The sequence below is a fragment of the Mesorhizobium captivum genome (genome assembly GCF_033977165.1).
GTDB lineage: Bacteria > Pseudomonadota > Alphaproteobacteria > Rhizobiales > Rhizobiaceae > Mesorhizobium > Mesorhizobium captivum.
This window is the reverse complement of record NZ_JAVIJB010000020.1, coordinates 13,005-29,611: the sequence shown is the minus strand read 5'-3', so window position 1 is coordinate 29,611 and position 16,607 is coordinate 13,005. Positions and strand designations below refer to the sequence as shown.

The following is a 16,607-nucleotide window of genomic DNA, read 5'->3' as shown; positions in this document are numbered from 1 at the left end:
GTTTCTGGTCTTCCGCGTATCACGGGGTCGCGGGGTTTATCGTCTCCTTGGGAAGACCAGGCTAAGGGCCTGGCATTTATTCGGCAGCCATCGCCCGTCCACGGCTCGGACGCCTTTTCCAAGGCGCCTCGAATAGGCCCCAGACCGGGTTGTTGATGGCAAGATCCACATCACGGGCGAAAACGGCAAAGCCGTCATAGCCATGATAGGGCCCCGAATAATCCCAGGAGTGCATCTGACGGAACGGTATGCCCATCTTTTGCACGGGGTATTTTTCCTTGATCCCCGAGCCTACGAGATTAGGGCGAACCCCCTCGATGAACTTCTCCAACTCATAACCGGTCACGTCGTCATAGATCAGCGTGCCGTTCTTCACGTAGTGAGCAGTGCGTTGATAATCGTCGTTGTGGCCGAACTCGTAACCTGTGCCGACGATCACCATGCCGAGGTCCTCGTAGGCTGTGATGACGTGGCGGGGGCGCAGGCCGCCGACATAGAGCATCACCGTATTGCCTTCGAGGCGCGGTCGGTATTTGGCGATTACCTCTTCGACCAAGGGGCGATACTTGGCGATCACCTTTTCGGTCTTCTCCTCGATTTCCGGCCCAAAATGCTTGGCAATCTTGCGCAGGGAGGCTTCGATCTGGGAGGGACCGAAGAAATTGTACTCCATCCAAGCGATGCCGTACTTTTCCTCCATGTGCCGACAGATGTAGTTCATAGACCTGTAGCAATGGATGAGATTGAGCTTGGCCTTCGGCGCGCGCTCTATCTCGGCGAGCGTGGCGTCGCCCGACCAATTGCCGACCACGCGCAGGCCGATCTCCTCAAGCAGGATTCGCGAAGCCCAGGCGTCGCCGCCGATATTGTAGTCGCCGACCACGTTGACGTCGTACGGGCCACCCTCGAACTCGACGTCCCTCTTCTCGAACACCCAGTCGCGGATCGCATCATTGGCGATGTGGTGGCCGAGCGATTGCGAGACGCCGCGGAAGCCCTCGCAGCGCACCGGCACGATAGTCTTTTCGATCTCCTTGGCCTTCTTGCGCGAAACCGCTTCGGTGTCGTCGCCTATGAGGCCGATCGGGCACTCGGACTGCACGGTGATGCCCTTGTTCAACGGAAAAAGTTCTTCAATCTCGTCGATGATCTGTTCCAGCTTTTTGTCGCCGCCGAAAACAATGTCTTTCTCCTGGAAATCGGAGGTGAACTGCATTGTCCCGAACGTGTCGATGCCGGTCGTGCCGACGTAGTAGTTGCGGCGCTGCGACCAGGAGTATTGCCCGCAGCCGACGGGGCCGTGCGAGATATGGACCATGTCCTTGACCGGACCCCACACCACGCCTTTTGAGCCGGCATAGGCGCAGCCGCGAATGGTCATCACGCCGGGAATGGACTTGATATTCGATTTGACGTCACATTCGGAAAGGACCTCCCCTTCCTCGCCGGCCTCGTCCCCGCTCTTTGCGACGTTGAGGTGCTTTTTGCGGCGCTTCGCCGTCTTGTCGGGATATTGCGACAACACCTCCTCGATAAGCTTCGCATGGAGAGCACCGTCATTTTCGTATTCCAGGCTCATGGGACCCCCTTTCAAGGTTCGTGTGACGCCTCACCGGCGAGGCGCCGTTACAAAGGCGCGCTTGGTCAAGGCCGCACCTCAAGTCGACAACGCTCGTTACAGTGCGGCCGCCTTCGCCGTTTCCTTGGCTTGGAGTTCGGCAAGCATCTGCTCGTCTGTCTTCATGATGCCGAAGTCGAGCAGCATGTCCTCGAGCTCCTCCATGGTGATTGGGGTCGGGATGGTGCCCTGGCGCGAATTGGCATGGATCTTCTCGGCCAGCGCACGGTATTCCCCGGCCTGCTTTGAGTCCGGCGCATACTGGATCACCGACATCTTCCTGAGCTCGGCGTGCTGGACGATATTGTCGCGTGGCACGAAATGGATGAGCTTGGAATTGAGCTTGGACGCCAGTGCCTCGGCGAGGTCGAGCTCGCGGTCGGTTTGGCGCTCGTTGCAGATCAGGCCGCCGAGCCGCACGCCGCCCGAATGGGCGTATTTCAAAATGCCCTTGGCGATGTTGTTGGCGGCATAGAGCGCCATCATCTCGCCGGACATGACGATGTAGATTTCCTGGGCCTTGTTCTCGCGGATCGGCATTGCAAAACCGCCGCACACCACGTCCCCGAGCACGTCGTAGGAAACATAGTCGACATCATCGTAGGCGCCGTTCTCCTCGAGGAAGTTGATCGAGGTGATGACGCCGCGGCCGGCGCAGCCTACACCCGGCTCGGGGCCGCCCGACTCCACGCACTTGATGCCTCTGTAGCCGATCTTGAGCACGTCTTCGAGTTCGAGGTCTTCCACCGAACCTTCCTTTGCAGCAAGGTGCAGCACGGTATCCTGCGCCTTCGAGTTCAGGATCAGGCGGGTGGAGTCGGCCTTGGGATCGCAGCCGACGATGAGTATCCTCTGCCCGAGATCGACAAGGGCGGCGAGCGTATTTTGGGAGGTGGTGGACTTGCCGATGCCGCCCTTGCCGTAAAAGGCGATCTGACGCAGACCTGACATGTAGCTTTCCTTCCTTCGTTCCATTCATCGCGGCTGCCCGCGACATGAATGCCGGTCGGCAGCTTTTTCGCCGCCTCGTAATGCAAGGTTCAAAACTCGTGCCAATTTTATTGACCGATCGAAGAAAGTTTTTTGTTCTTCCTTTTCAGTTATTTGACCTGAGCAAAATAAGGGAATGGCTAACCGAGCCCGTGTCGCGAACCTGACAAGACCAACGAAACCTGTCGGAGAGCGTAAATATGACAGCCATACCTCACGCCGGGACCGAAAGGCACAAACGCTGTCGTCCACTCCTCGTGAGTGGCACGCCTCCCCGGCCAATTTGCGCCGTCACAACTTCAATCCTGGATGACGCACCTGTCTTCTGGCAATAGTCGAGAACGCCACGGTTGCTGTCGCCGATCTGGCGGAAGTGAACCTTTAGTCAAGGTGCGCCCAGATATCTCCGTTGAACGCACCCTGATGGCGCAAGTCGAGTGATTTTTGGTCATTCGCGGATTATCGCTAACTATCGCTAACCCGCTCTACGTCACTGATTTCAAGAGAAGATATATGTAACCCTCGCCCGCGCGAGAGAGTGGTGTCTCGATGCGCGTCGCATGGTCGGGGAGGGAATCTCGCCTGCGCAGGAGAAGCAGCGACAGAAGCGCCGCTTGAAGGAAGCCAAGAGTTTCGGTGAGTTCGGGGAGCGTTGGTTCAGGAAGCGCGTATGGCTGACAGTACACGCGCCATGCGCCGGGCGATCTTCGACCGCGACATTGTGCCGACCTGGAGAAACCGGCTCCTCAAGGAGATCTCGCCGGACGATCGCCGGGGGCTTTGCAAGAAAGTGAAGGATCGAGGAGCACCGGCAACGGCTATCCACGTCCGCGACATCGTCAAGCAGATCTTCGCGTTCGTGATCCTGCATGGCGCGACGATCCGCTTGGGCCTGCGACTCATACTGCTGACCATGGTTCGAAAAAGCGAATTGCAGGATGCGGTCTGGGATGAAGTCGATTTGCCGTGTGGAGCATTCCCAAAGAGCGCATGAAGCGCTCCAAGCCTCATAATGTTTATCTGTCGCGCCAATCCGTCGATATCATGATCGCACTCAGGACATGCGCCGGGAACTCACGCTATGTTCTTCCATCGCGCTACGATGCTGACGCGCCGATGTCTCGCGCCACGTTTACAGAACGGTGGAAGGGCTGCTTGCCGACTTCCCCTCTCCGGTGTAATAGAATGTCGGAACTTACCTGTAATTGCCGACAGTTTGATACATGACCGGATCCCTTGAAACCTCTCAGCGCGACCTTGCCGTCAGTCTGATTGAGCACCACGGGATCATGCGCCTGTCGGATCTGAAACGCCGAGGCATCAATCCGGCTACACTTGCGCGTCTGGTAGACGAGGGCATCCTCCATCGCCCCTCACGTGGGCTCTACGAACGCGCGGATGCCGACGTCGACATTTCTCATTCCCTGGCCGAGATCGCAACCCGAGTTCCGAAAGGCGTGATCTGCCTCGTATCGGCGCTCCAGTTTCATGAGATCACGCTGCAGCTTCCGCGCAGCGTCTGGATCGCAATCGGCTCCAAGGACCGCAAGCCGACGATCGACTATCCGCCGATCCGGGTTGCTCGCTTCGGCGAAAAGGCGCTCACCATTGGCGTCAAGACCTACACCATCGATTCGGTGCCTGTCCGGATCTTTGATCCGGCCAAGTCGATCGTGGACTGCTTCCGCTTCCGCAATGCCGTCGGCCTCGACGTTGCAATGGAAGCGCTCCGCATGGGCTGGCGGTCCAGAAAGGCCAGGCCCGACGACATTGCCCGATATGCGCAGGCGCTGCGCATCTGGAGTGTCGTTCGTCCTTATCTTGAAAGCACAGTTGCTGATGAAGGATAGGCCGGCGAATCTTCCAGCATCGATTCTTGCTCGGCTCCGCAACATCGCGCGGGACAAGCAGACGGACAATCAGCTCATCCTGAGAAGATACGCCATCGAGAGGCTGCTTTATCGGCTGAGCATCTCCCCGCATCGAGATCAGTTCATCCTGAAGGGCGCGATGCTCTTCACAGCGTGGCTCAACGATCCGTTTCGCCCTACGCAGGACCTCGATCTTCTTGGATTCGGCAATCCAGCCGTAACGGCGATCCGATCCGTTTTCGAAACAATTTGCCGGATCGAGGCCGAAAGAGACGGACTGGTGTACGATGCGAACGGCCTGAGCGTCGAGGTGATCCGTGAAGGCCAGCAATATGGCGGCGTCAGGGTGCAGACGACAGCGTTTCTCGGGAGGACCCGGATCCCGGTACAAGTCGACATCGGCTTTGGTGACGCTGTTACGCCGACGGCGCAGGAACTGGAGTTTCCGTCGCTTCTGTCGGCCGAGGGTCCTCGACTGAGAGCCTATCCCAGGGAAACCGTGGTTGCCGAAAAACTCCAGGCAATCGTCATGCTTGGCCAGGCGAACAGTCGCACGAAGGATTTTTACGACCTGCTGGCGCTGTCGCGGCTGTTCGCGTTCGAAGGTGGATCGCTGGTCCAGGCAATCCGAGCGACATTTGAACGCCGTGACACGCTACTGCCAACGGAGACTCCGCTTGGACTCAGTACCGCTTTTGCCGAGGACAGCGAGAAGGCAAGGCAATGGACGGCGTTCGTCGGAAGGGAACCGCTTCTCTTGCAGCCACCGAATCTCCCAGCCGCGATCGTCGCGATTGGCGAGTTCGTTTTTCCGCCGCTCCAGGCTGCAGCCTTAGGCGACGGTTTCGAGCGTCATTGGCCGGCCGGCGGCCCTTGGACATAAAGCTCGGACTTGCTTTGCTCCACGGGCGGATCACGGCTCTCGAAATCGTTACGGATCGATCGGCTGCCACGGCAGCGGATCAGCCTGGGCGCGGAGGTGTCGACCTGTCGACATAGCACTTCGAAGTGCTTTTTCGCTAGGCCGATGCTTTTATTGCATTGCGGGATGACATTTGTGCGTTGCAATATCTGACGCGGAAGCTACTATGAGGGTGTCGGCCATCAACTCTCTCGATGCGATGCCGATCTTGAATGCGGCACACCCCCTCTAGTGCCGTTTTCGAATCGGGCCCGTTGCCACCTCCTCCCGGCAGCGGACCTTTTCTCTCCAAGGCTGCCTTACTAAACTCACTCAAGTCAATGATTTTGCGCCGTTGGCACATTAGTAGTGTAAGAAGCGACGATAAAATCGATCTCGCCTTCTGGGTAGATGAGTTTGAGGTAGTTTGCCGCCTCATCATATGCCTGATGATCCCAGATGCCTTCGCCACCCAATCGGGTGAAAGGATCGACAAATACTGGGGGTCATCGATGAAAGCGTCGATGTGCTCAGGCGATGACCAGTGTGGACCATCAGAGCGGTACCGCCCCCGAGCACCCAATCGGGGACGGGTTGCCCTTTCGCGCGGAGTCGATCGAGGCCTGCTACTGCTCTATCGAGGAGAAGGAGCCAGCGAGACAAGTTCGCTCTCCAAATCCGGATTGTACTCGCCCGTCGCGGCCTTCATTGCCATGTAAGCCTTGGCGAGCTTGGATTTAGAGATATCGTGAGCGCTTGCAAATTGAAAAACGAGAAAAGGCTCCACGTCTGTGAAGAAAGTGGCGACATGAACGGGCCAGTCGTCCAGTTTGGCCTTGGCAATACACTCCCGCAGCGCCGCTACGCTGATATCCCGCTTGTAGGGCGCGTTGACCGTAGCCAATACAAGCCCGTCCACTGCTGAAAAGCCTTCAGCAGCGCTAATGATATGGGTTTTCGTAATCGCGCGAACCATGCTGGGTATTTAGTTCTTTCGCCCGACAGAGTCGACCCACGGGCAATTTGGCATCGCGCCTCATAATAGAATTCACCGCGGCACAACGACCCGTTCCGCCTGTCAGCCCTAATGTAAGGAACCGATCGACTCCCGCGGAAAGATCCACCAAGGGCCGCCCCATGTTGAGGGGATAAGCATACGACGCTGATTTCGAGGGCCTCCCACGGCCGGCGCTTCGCCCATTGCGTATCGACGACTGCCCAGTCCAGGCGCCTGAACCTGAACCCCAGGCCTCTAATTCTCCCTCGCACCGCCTGACCCCCAGGATTTTGGAGCGTCCGGTGTGGTTCGAAGATAGCCATCGCGATCCGAGAACGAAACGCGGGGTTGTGAAATACCGAACGGGCGGCATTTCCTGATGTCCCTGGCATGCCGGGACATGCCCATCCAGGATCTCGTCGGATTGACGAGGAGGAAGCCTACACGACCTTCTGCCATTTCCGCTGGCCAAAGACGAATGGCGAGCCCGTCTGCCCGCATTGCGGCCTTCTCGGCTGCTACGCGCTCCGCAGGCGCGCTTTCAAGTGCTCTGGCTGCCGCCGCGAGTTCTTACCGACGTGCCGAAGAGAGCGCAGAGTTCATTGACATGAACGAACTTAGTCCGGCCCTTTCCCATTCGGCTACGCGCGGACGAAGCTGCGCTTCGGTTCAGCATGAGTATCGTCTCCGTTCCACCACTTCTCCCTTCTCGCGGCCCAGCCCTGCCCTTGGTAGAGCTTCCGACATTTTCGTCCACCTTCTGACACAAGAAGGTTCGTCGCACGTGGAAACGCCTTGTATGTTTCCCGAGCATTAGCTGCTTGAGGTGTTACAAGTTCAGCCCGATGAGATCGCCGTCTTAGACGGAAGCCTTTCCTCCATGGCGACCCCGAAAGCAGGTCCCTCTACTCAAGGTAAAAATCGCTTCCATCCCTGCTGCAAGTCAGATGGCACGGCATTTGCGACAGCTCATTAGAACCATCGAACCACAAACAAAGCGACGAGTGAATCATTGGTGACTCCGTACAAGCGCTTGAGGCGACGGTGACTATCGCGGATAAACATCGGGAGGTCGTCCCCTCCAGGCGTCAGTGCTCGCTAGCTTTTCTGCGCAGGTGTGGTCGGAGGCCGACATCCAACAGCGCGGCATGCGCCCAATTGCTGCTTGCCGGTCCTCATCAGCATGTGAATGCCGAAGCACTGCATCGAGGGGTCACTCCAACCGACGTCGGCGCGCCACTGGCAACCATCTACAATACGCAGAACCACTTTCGTGAAGCGAGACTCTTGCGCGACCTCAACGTTGCGGCGCCACACGGCTATTTCGAGATTGACACTGTCGATCACCACCACTTTCTCCTCGACGACAAGCAGCCAGTCATCCACATCCCTTCCAGCGCCACTTGCCGCAAAAGGGTTGCTCGATCCCGCCCAAATCACTCATATTGGCCAGGCCATTCGGATGACGAAGAGGGTGGGCCCAAGGCCTTCCCGTACCACCGGATGGAAGAGCGATTTGGAAGCCGCGAAGGCCTTCATCTCATGTCCGGCATGCCTGCCGAGTCGACGTTGCGTCGGCCCAAACCGAGAAGCCATGCCAGGTTTCTTCTAAAAGGAGCAACTTGATGACCATCACGAAGAAGGTCCCCTTCGTTACTTTTCGCACGCGTGTTCGCGATGAGTCCGTCGAGGGGCCAAATCCATACCGGTGGCAAGACAAGACATCCGACGACTATTTCGATGGCAAGCGCGTCATCCTGTTCTCGCTGCCTGGCGCCTTCACCCCGACCTGCTCGACCTACCAACTGCCCAATTTCGAAAAGCTCTATGACGAGTTCAAGAAGGAAGGAATTGACGCAATCTATTGCATCTCTGTCAACGATGCCTTCGTCATGAATGCGTGGGGCAAGTCCTTGGGGCTGCAGAAGGTCGAGCTTATCCCGGACGGCTCAGGCGAGTTCACGCGCAAAATGGGTATGCTGGTTGCGAAGGACAATCTCGGCTTCGGAATGCGCTCCTGGCGCTACGCCGCCCTGATCAACGACGGTGCGGTGGAGCAATGGTTCGAGGAAGAAGGATTCTCCGACAACTGCGAGACCGATCCCTATGCCGTCTCATCCCCGCAGAACGTTCTTGAAACACTGCAGGCCGCCGCATGATCAAGTGAGCGTCTGGCAATCCCATTAACGCACGGCCAAGAGCCTCCTCGATCGGAGTTTCGCGTTCAACATGCTGTCCTCGGCAAGGCTGCTTCAACGCCAGAAGCAATCTATGGTGGCATCGCCTCAGCTCATTGAGTCGATTCGCCTGTTGCAACTGGCTCGCGCCGAACTGCATCAATTTGTGGAGCAGGAACTCGAGAAAAATCCGCTTTTGGAGCCAGCTTCAAACGACGGTGAGGCTCTAGGCGACGTGCCGATTTCGGCAGACCAGTCCACCGGCGCACGCGAAAAAGACACGGATAGGCCGACGAGCGCGGCGGCCGCCGAGCGACTGGGGGAATGGAAATCGCTGCGCAATACGACGAATACCCCTGCGGATAGTCGCCCTGCCCTGGACGAGTTTGCCGCCTGCACCGAAACCTTGCACGACCGCGTCGCTGGTCAGATCGCGCTCACTGCATTCACACCACAGGAGCGGTTGATTGCCGGCGAGCTCGCAGCCCATCTGGAAGATACGGGCTATCTTCGGGTGGACCTCGTGGAACTGGCCGGCAAACTGAACGCCCGCGAGACGGATGTGGAACGGGTTCTCGCAACCTTGCAGCAGTTTGATCCACCTGGAATTTTTGCTCGTACTCTCAGCGAATGTCTCGAGATCCAGTTGCGTCAGCGAGACCGGTTCGACCCGGCGATGGCCGCGTTGGTTTCGAACCTTGAGATGGTTGCCAGACGCGATTTTCAGGCGTTGAAGCAGCACTGCTGCGTCGATGAAGAAGACCTTCTCGAGATGTTGCATGAAATCCGTGCGCTCGATCCCAAGCCTGGCAACCGATTCCAATCCGGAGCGCCCGAATCCATCATACCCGACGTCTGGGTCACGCCCTCACCCGGAGGTGGATGGCAGATCGAACTTGATCCGGACGCATTGCCCAAAGTTTTGATCAACCAAACCTATTTCGCAGAAGTTTCGCGACACGCCGTCCAGAATTCGAAAGATCAGGCATTTCTGAACGAATGTCTGCAAAACGCGAATTGGTTAATCCGCAGCCTGGATCAGCGGGCCAAGACGATTCTCAAGGTTGCGACTGAAATCGTGCGCCAACAGGATGCCTTTTTCCAACATGGCGTGGCCCATCTGCGGCCTCTCAATCTCAGGACTGTCGCTGAGGCGATCAACGTGCATGAATCGACGGTGAGCCGGGTGACCTCGAACAAGTATATGCTTACCCCACGCGGGGTTTTCGAACTGAAGTATTTTTTCACCGTCGCGATTGCCTCCTGCCAAGGCGGTGACGCGCACTCCGCCGAAGCTGTCCGCCATCGGATCAAAGCGATAATTGCTCAAGAATCGCCCGATGACGTGCTTTCCGACGACGACATCGCCGTCCGGCTGAAGGAAACCGGCATCAATGTTGCGCGCCGCACCGTCACAAAATATCGCGAGGCGATGAACATCCCCTCCTCCGTACGACGGCGCCGGGAAAAGCGGCTATGGCTCATTGGCGATCAAAGTTGAAGCAGGCGTCCGGCCCCTTCTCGGCGTCTATTAGCCGCCCTCGCAGGATTATGCGGTCACGGCGCCGGCCGAGGTGTCGTCGCGACGCTCGGCGGCAAGGTTGGATAGGTTACCTTCGGCTGGTCCCCGGTGAGCGCCTGTAGGAAAGCGGTGATCTTGTCGACTTCCTCAGGGCTCAGCTGCGTACCAAGCTGGGTCGTGCCCATCACCGCCACGGCTTGCTCTAGATCCCATGCATGGCCGCTGTGAAAATAGGGGGCGGTGAGTGCGACGTTCCTCAAGGTAGGGACCTTGAAGACATAGTCGTCATCCACCTTCCGTGTCACCTCGACGCGTCCCTTGTCGTCAGGCGGCAGGAAGTCCCAGCCGGGCTTTTCGACCACCCCAAAAGGAGCGTACATGCTCCCACCGAGGTTGATGCCGTTGTGGCAAGACGAGCATCCTTTGTCGGTGAAAAGCCTGAGCCCCTCCTTCTGTTCAGTGGTGAGTGCGTTTTCGTTACCCTCGAGATACCTGTCGAAGGGTGCGTTAGGCGTGATCAGCGTCGCCTCGAACACGGCGATGGCTCTCGCGATGTTGTCATATCTGAGGGGATCGACTTCATCAGGGAACGCTTTGCCGAACGCCTCAACGTACCCAGGAATGCCCTTGAGCTCTTCGACGGCGTGCCCGGGAGTGGTCCCCATCTCCGTCGGGTTGGAGATCGGGCCGCCGGCCTGCTCCGTCAGATCCGCTGCCCGTCCGTCCCAAAACTGAGCGATGTTGAACACAGCGTTGAATACAGTTGGCGCATTGCGGCCGCCGCGCTGCCAGTTATGGCCAATAGAGGTGGAACGGCCATCGCCGCCAGCACGGCCGATTTGATGGCAGGTGTTGCAGCTGATGTTGTGAGCTTGCGAGAGCCGCGGTTCGAAATAGAGCATCTTGCCCAACTCGAGCTTCTCTAAGGTCGCCGGATTGCCGTCCAGGTCTGCAGCACGCTTGGGAATGGGGCTAAACAGCGATCTCGCAACATCCAGCAGGTTGTCCTGCCCCATGGCTGCGGAGGCAAGCAGGCAGCCTGTGAGTGCAGCACATAGAAACGCCAATCCCGCCGCCAAGCGGAAGAAGGAGACAATAAATGTCTTCACGAAGCCCATCGACGTAAGTACCCACTATTGCTTTGATGAAGCTTTCTAGGGATTCAAGCGAACTACCGCAGCGCCCGGACCGCGTCTTCGCAACTAGAGTTGGAAGTCATTCCTGAATTGCATGAATGCCCAAGACGGGGACCCTCCGGGCGAAGCCCTCGCGCCCCTTAAGGCGAATCTGAGGCTGACCAAAGATTGAGTCTCTTCCGGTCGTATCATCCTTTTTCTCCATTTGGGTTTTGCGAGCGGACCCGTCGCGCTTCTTGCCCGCGGCGATCACATCGAATGGAAAACAACAAGGATCATGCCATTTCAGGCCAACCGAGATTTTTTCTCAAACTTGCAGCGGGGTTACGCTCGAAGACCCTGTCTCGGTCGAGCTACAGTTGTCGCCAATCCGACAAAATCGACAGCGGAAAAGTCGGGAGTTTGTGCGGCGACCGGCGCTCCTAATCACGGCGGGCGCGGGTGTCTATTCATCAGCCGCGTCGAACTCTAAGTCTGCCGCCTGGGGCTGCGGAGTTATCTGTACACTCGGTTATGACGTCGATGGCGGCGAGGACCGGAGCCGCTGCCGCAATACCGCCTCGGCTTCGTCTTGAAAGCCCTCCCCGGCAATTTTATCTGGACTTCGCCTGCGAAATCGAAGCGGTCTTCAAGGCCGCGCAGACCTTCCAAGGAACCCCTGCGAGAGAGTTCGCGTCTCAGTCGAGCCTAGCGATCTGGCCGCGCAGCTCAAGCAGCCAGGCAGCCGCTGTGACGCGATCGGCCGCGATTGCACAGGACCAGCCGGCGATCACTTAGCCGTAGCAGGACTTGCTACGAAAGGATTGCCGGCGTCCTTGTCGCCTCCGAGTTTGCTTCGGCTGTGCGCAGGGCTATGTCGGATTTGAAGGCCTTACAGGTTTGGCCGGTCAATTCCACCGTATGGCGCATCGACCTGGGGGAGGCATTGCGCCCACTACCTAGATTTGCGTGCCGCCGACTTCCTTTCGGGATTGCTGACAGCCTTGTGGCCGAGACCGCTCGACTTCGCCAGCGCCGACCGATGGGCCGCATAGTTCGGCGCCACCATGGGGTAGTCGGACTTCAATCCCCATTTCTCGCGATATTCGTTGGGCGTCAGGCCGTAGTGGACGTTGAGATGACGCTTAAGCGATTTGAATTTCTTGCCGTCCTCTAGGCAGATGATGTGGTCGGGAAACACCGACCGCTTCGGATTAACCGCAGGCGCTTGGGCTGGCTTCTCTGGCTCGACCGCCTGCCCAAGATTCGACAATGACGAATTCACGCTTGCGATAAGCTCTGGCAGTGACGCGGGGGGAACGGCGTTTTTGCTGACATAGGCAGATACAATATCTGCCGTAAGTTCAATCAACAGGCCTCGGCTATTTGCGGTGTCCTCGTGCATTCAATTACTCCTATTCCGTGACAACACGGGGAACTCTTTTACCGGCTTTGTCGGGGAAGGCCAGCATGATCTGCTTATGTCGGCGTTAGTCCACCACTTCTGGCTATCGCAGCAGAAGATTCATTGAAGGCTTGAATGATCCGATAAAACTGCATTTGCAGCAGCCGACCAGTTTGGCAATTCCTGCTGGGCCGAGGCCGTCGGCAAGCAGTACCATGATAATCCCTGTCAAGCCGCTGTTTGCCACCTTATAGGTGCTGTTACGTTGTTCGATTTCCGTCGCGGCTGCGTTCCGTGATGAACCGCAGCCTCAATTTGAACGACCATGCCAAGGACGGTGAGCACGATGTGAACCATATCGGCCCTCGTCAAAAATGAGGATCGAGCACCGCGACAAACGCGCCTTTCTGATGTGCTTATGCGCAGTGAATGGCTCACCATTGCGCGTTCAACAAAAGGGCTGGGCCGTCGTCAAGGAACTGCACGAATGCTTTGCACCTCCAAACCTTTCTTGCCCTGCGCGCACTCGATAAAAACCTTTTGTCCCTCCACGAGCTCGCTCACTCCACAGCGGGCCAACGTTGAGGCGTGGACGAATACGTCCTTTCCGCCGGCTTCAGGAGCAATGAAGCCAAAGCCTTTCTCGGCGTTATACCATTTGACGGTGCCGGCGCTTTCCGGCGCGGATGTCGAAGTGTTGGCCGTCTCCCGTGCAATCTCCAGGACTTGCGCGACCTGATGGCCTTTTCGCGTCTCCTCCAAGGTGACCTTGAGCCGCACTCCCTCTGGGACACTGCTCCTTCCAACCGCTTCCAATGCCCGAATATGCAGGTAGGCATCCCTTCCGTCCGAGATTCTGACGAAGCCAAAACCTTTGCTTGCGTTGAACCACTTGACCTCTGCTTCTACCGGCTTTGCCGTCGCAGGTGACGTTTGATGAAAGAAGCTTGGGACGAGGTCCTCTTCTGGAAAAGGAAACGGGCCGTCGTCATCTCGACGCCGACGGGGCTTGCGGTAATCCTTGTATCTGCTCATGTCATCTCAGGGGAAGGAAATGGTGCTGGCCACCAAAAAGGTTGGCACGGATGGGCGGTCGCTTGAGTCTTCGGTCGCACGTGTCAGCTCTTCAAAAGCGCCATCCATCTTTGATCAGCGACAAGCTAGAATTGTCAGCCGGGCAGCAGGGCGCGGTTCAATCAACCAGGCTCTGCAGAGGCTCTCACTTGCTTTGGGCCTCGCTTTCTAACCACTGGATATCCTTCTTTGCAATATCGTCGCGAATGCGTCGCCACGGCACTTCTGTTCCGGGACCGATCCGCCATGGTTGAGACGCGTTCCGCTCGACTATTGGGAGTTGCCGCTCTTCGCCCGACCGCATCATTGCTACAGTCCTCCGTCACCCGGTCAACCCCTGTTGCCGGCCGGGCGCGTCATTGACCGCTCACCAGATCAGGGCGGTGCACATCCCCTCCTCCCGTGTGACGCCGGGAAAATCGCCTACGGCTCGATGGCGATCAAGATTGGCCGCCTCATACTGGTGACGAAGACGGATCTTAGTCCAACGCGATCCCGTTCTTGATCCTTGCGAGGCTGCATTTGCCTTCCTCCGAGCCGGTTGCGGCCAAAACGACGAGTCCATCACCGAATGACTATGGGCGTTTCTTCGCGTCTCCAAAGGACTTGTTGAAACTCGGTCAGTCACGGCGTTTTTCTCCGTGTGACGGCAACGGGACCCGCGGCGTGATCCCTATGCGACGAGCCGAGACCTCAGGCGAACCCTTCAAGAGCCTGGGCCGCAAAGCCGGCATTCCGAAGGAGACTCCCGACCGCTGGCAAAACAACTCGAAGCCGTCAGCACGAAACACGACGACCGCTGGAACGAATGGCAGAGAATCGTGGTGACAGCGGTGGGAAATTCCTCGTCCTCGACTCGTCGGGAATTCTTTGCCGTTGCGCGCGCCAAACGGCGCGCGACCCGCGAAATCACCTTAAACACCTGCCAGCGGGGACTTCCAGGCAGCGATTGAATGCCCCCTTCAATTCGCTAACGAGCTGCTCGACAAAAGCTCCCCAAGCAAGGTTATCGATCTCGCCCTGATCGAGCGTAGGCATTTTTCGGGATGCCCGCGCCCCCTAGCTCGTCTATGGACTTCGGTATCGAGAAACATACGTCTCGTGGGGAGGGCCAACCGGCCGCGGAGCATGTGTTCTCGACATCAACGCATGCCTAAGAAACGATGGTAATGCCGGCGCGCATGCCGAAAGCTCGGATCTCGAGCAACAGGTCCGCGTCGGCGCCGACCTCGATGCTGTCGTGAACCTCGAAATCTCCCTCGCTGACACGATCCTCGAATAGTATTACGCATCGGTCCGGGTCGCACTGTCGAGATGTCCAAAGCAGGCCGTCAACGTCCGCTCTGGCGCTGTGAATCGCTTGAGCCCAAAGAACAGTCTGACGGTAGGTCGATTTCGGCGTCTCGATGAGATCGCTGCGGCTTATGCCCCACACCTTGAGATCCGGCGCGAACAGGCCGGCCAGGAGCAGATCGCGCTTCGGTGCAATGCGGCTTACGCTGCGCGATTCGATGACGTCGAGGCGGACTGTCTTGAAGACGGCAGTAGGCTCGATGTCGTGAAAGATCGACTCGAAAGCCGCTGCCTCCCGCGATGTCGCCGCGTAGAGCGTCGGTACGCATGCGCCTGCGGAGTCTGGAAAAGGAGCGAACGCGTCGGCTGACCCATGCATGGGTTGAACTGCGCCGGCCGGAAGCTGGAGCCGTGCGTGCGATGGAGGACAATGCCTTTCGTGACCTTTTGGGTGTTAATGCTCGGAAAGGAAGAAGGCGGCGGGCGTACGCTTGAAACGCTCACCCAACCACCTCTTGGCCCTCTCGTTCAGCGGCTGCGAGGATTGACTGCGGACTGTCGAGCATATCGGCGGGTGCCTTGTCGGCCAGCCAGCCATTCGTCGACATGAACCAGAAGGCACGTTGCCACGCAGACAGCCGGGGAGGGAGTGCCCCGAGCGCCTTCTTGATCGTCGGGTGCGGCCGTCCCTCGCGGAACTGGAAAGCCGGGAAATACTCTTTGCCTCGGTGCTGGACCGAGAAGATGTTGCCAGCCTTTTTCCAGCGCGCTGCGGTCGCATAGGGGTTCTTGGTCCTCAGCCCCGCCTGCGCTCCGATCTCGGCGCTCGTGAGCTGAGGAACCTCCGAGACGAATCGATCACGGAGCTCGAGGTTGTCCGAGGCCAATGCTCCGCGCGCGTCGGCGAGCTCATCGGGCAGGAGGACCTCCGCGAGCTTGCTGATCGCCGACTCGAGGCGTGTTTCGTCAAGCGTGGCACTCACGCGGACGACTATTTCAAGGAAGGAGCGAACCGCGCTTCGGCGTCCTTGGTCTAGGTCGGGCTTGAGTTGAAGGACGACGGAGTGCCCCAGGGCGATGTCGGCGGCCGCGGCAGCGAGATCCACGAATCCTGTCGAGGTCGCAGTTGCTGGCGCCGCCAACGCGGGCGCTGTTTCTTGAAGCGCGCGACGGATCGCCCCGACAAGAAGCTCGCGATCGTCGGAGACGGTGCGGCTAGGGCGCTCCTGCGCCCTAGCGCCGCCCGACGTGCGCCGTCCGCCGATCGGCGCATGCGGTCGATCGACCATGAGGAAAGATGAGAAGAGAGCGTCGGACAAGACATCACGTGAGATTGCGTATGAGCACACTCATATCACGTATGTCACGCGACGTCCAATGCAAGAGTGTGCCGCGACTGCTTCTTGTCAAACGCATGGGAGAGATTACCGAGGGGATTTCGGGGCCTACCCTGATGGCACTCGCTATCCTACGGCCCCGTCGCATCCCGACATACAGATCGCAATCTGGACGGATAATCAATTGGCAGAGCTGCGTGAACCGCATGTGCAAAAACAGCTCGGCTGTGCCTCAGCCGAAATGACGCGAAAGTATCAGCGGCGGCGCGACCAACTAACCAAGGCGTCCGGGCTGTAGAAAAAGCCC

At 58.3% G+C, this 16,607-nt stretch carries 14 protein-coding genes and 2 pseudogenes; 8 read left to right on the top strand and 8 right to left on the bottom strand.

The features are described 5' to 3' along the window. Positions 1-76: 76 nt before the first annotated feature. Together nifD and nifH are read right to left on the bottom strand one after the other, a co-directional pair. On the bottom strand, positions 77-1,579 hold the full coding sequence (nifD, locus tag RFM40_RS18005; RefSeq protein WP_320229532.1) for a nitrogenase molybdenum-iron protein alpha chain: 1,503 nt from the start codon (positions 1,577-1,579) through the stop codon (positions 77-79). Positions 1,580-1,675: 96 nt separating this feature from the next. Beyond that, positions 1,676-2,569: a nitrogenase iron protein gene (gene nifH / locus RFM40_RS18000; RefSeq protein ID WP_320215360.1), complete on the bottom strand. Its 894-nt coding sequence runs from the start codon at positions 2,567-2,569 to the stop codon at positions 1,676-1,678. Positions 2,570-3,123: 554 nt separating this feature from the next. On the opposite strand from nifH, the pseudogene RFM40_RS17995 reads away from it, so the two are divergent. The 3 genes and pseudogenes from RFM40_RS17995 to RFM40_RS17985 form a co-directional block, all read left to right on the top strand. Beyond that, positions 3,124-3,742 (top strand): annotated as a pseudogene (locus RFM40_RS17995) (tyrosine-type recombinase/integrase); the annotation flags it as partial. Between the two features lie 89 nt (positions 3,743-3,831). Beyond that, positions 3,832-4,458 (top strand): type IV toxin-antitoxin system AbiEi family antitoxin domain-containing protein, encoded by a 627-nt coding sequence (locus RFM40_RS17990; RefSeq protein WP_320215364.1) that lies wholly within the window; start codon positions 3,832-3,834, stop codon positions 4,456-4,458. Then, a complete protein-coding gene (locus RFM40_RS17985; RefSeq protein WP_320277958.1) occupies positions 4,448-5,362 on the top strand; it encodes a nucleotidyl transferase AbiEii/AbiGii toxin family protein in 915 nt (304 codons plus the stop codon). Before RFM40_RS17990 ends, RFM40_RS17985 begins: the two co-directional genes overlap by 11 nt. Before the next feature lie 652 nt (positions 5,363-6,014). On the opposite strand, the gene RFM40_RS17980 is transcribed toward RFM40_RS17985, so the two are convergent. Continuing rightward, a complete protein-coding gene (locus RFM40_RS17980; protein WP_320277897.1) occupies positions 6,015-6,356 on the bottom strand; it encodes a hypothetical protein in 342 nt (113 codons plus the stop codon). 411 nt (positions 6,357-6,767) lie between these two features. Between RFM40_RS17980 and RFM40_RS17975 the strand changes: the two genes are divergently transcribed. From RFM40_RS17975 to rpoN, 4 genes are all read left to right on the top strand, one after another. Next, positions 6,768-6,983, top strand: coding sequence for a transposase (locus RFM40_RS17975; protein ID WP_320236504.1), 216 nt, complete (start codon positions 6,768-6,770; stop codon positions 6,981-6,983). Between the two features lie 438 nt (positions 6,984-7,421). Continuing rightward, entirely contained in the window at positions 7,422-8,003 is a 582-nt protein-coding gene (locus RFM40_RS33710; protein ID WP_430691692.1) for a transcriptional repressor, read from the top strand. Continuing rightward, entirely contained in the window at positions 8,003-8,536 is a 534-nt protein-coding gene (locus RFM40_RS17965; protein ID WP_320277896.1) for a peroxiredoxin, read from the top strand. Before RFM40_RS33710 ends, RFM40_RS17965 begins: the two co-directional genes overlap by 1 nt. A gap of 70 nt (positions 8,537-8,606) precedes the next feature. After that, positions 8,607-10,055 carry an RNA polymerase factor sigma-54 gene (gene rpoN, locus RFM40_RS17960; protein ID WP_320277895.1) on the top strand — a complete coding sequence of 483 codons (1,449 nt, stop codon included), beginning with the start codon at positions 8,607-8,609 and terminating at the stop codon, positions 10,053-10,055. 56 nt (positions 10,056-10,111) lie between these two features. Here rpoN and RFM40_RS17955 read toward each other — a convergent pair whose 3' ends face one another. The 5 genes from RFM40_RS17955 to RFM40_RS17935 form a co-directional block, all read right to left on the bottom strand. Further along, the gene (locus tag RFM40_RS17955; protein WP_320277894.1) at positions 10,112-11,194 is read right to left on the bottom strand and encodes a cytochrome-c peroxidase; all 1,083 of its coding nucleotides are present in this window, start codon (positions 11,192-11,194) and stop codon (positions 10,112-10,114) included. Between the two features lie 952 nt (positions 11,195-12,146). Next, positions 12,147-12,596: a Ros/MucR family transcriptional regulator gene (locus RFM40_RS17950; RefSeq protein WP_320277893.1), complete on the bottom strand. Its 450-nt coding sequence runs from the start codon at positions 12,594-12,596 to the stop codon at positions 12,147-12,149. A 471-nt stretch (positions 12,597-13,067) separates the two neighbouring features. Further along, the gene (locus RFM40_RS17945; protein ID WP_320215371.1) at positions 13,068-13,631 is read right to left on the bottom strand and encodes a cold-shock protein; all 564 of its coding nucleotides are present in this window, start codon (positions 13,629-13,631) and stop codon (positions 13,068-13,070) included. A 1,192-nt stretch (positions 13,632-14,823) separates the two neighbouring features. Continuing rightward, on the bottom strand, positions 14,824-15,342 hold the full coding sequence (locus tag RFM40_RS17940; RefSeq protein WP_320277892.1) for an RES family NAD+ phosphorylase: 519 nt from the start codon (positions 15,340-15,342) through the stop codon (positions 14,824-14,826). A 121-nt stretch (positions 15,343-15,463) separates the two neighbouring features. After that, a complete protein-coding gene (locus RFM40_RS17935; RefSeq protein WP_320277891.1) occupies positions 15,464-16,282 on the bottom strand; it encodes a hypothetical protein in 819 nt (272 codons plus the stop codon). A 205-nt stretch (positions 16,283-16,487) separates the two neighbouring features. Here RFM40_RS17935 and RFM40_RS17930 point away from each other — a divergent pair. After that, a pseudogene (locus RFM40_RS17930) lies at positions 16,488-16,598 on the top strand (integrase); the annotation flags it as partial. Between the last annotated feature and the right edge of the window lie 9 nt (positions 16,599-16,607).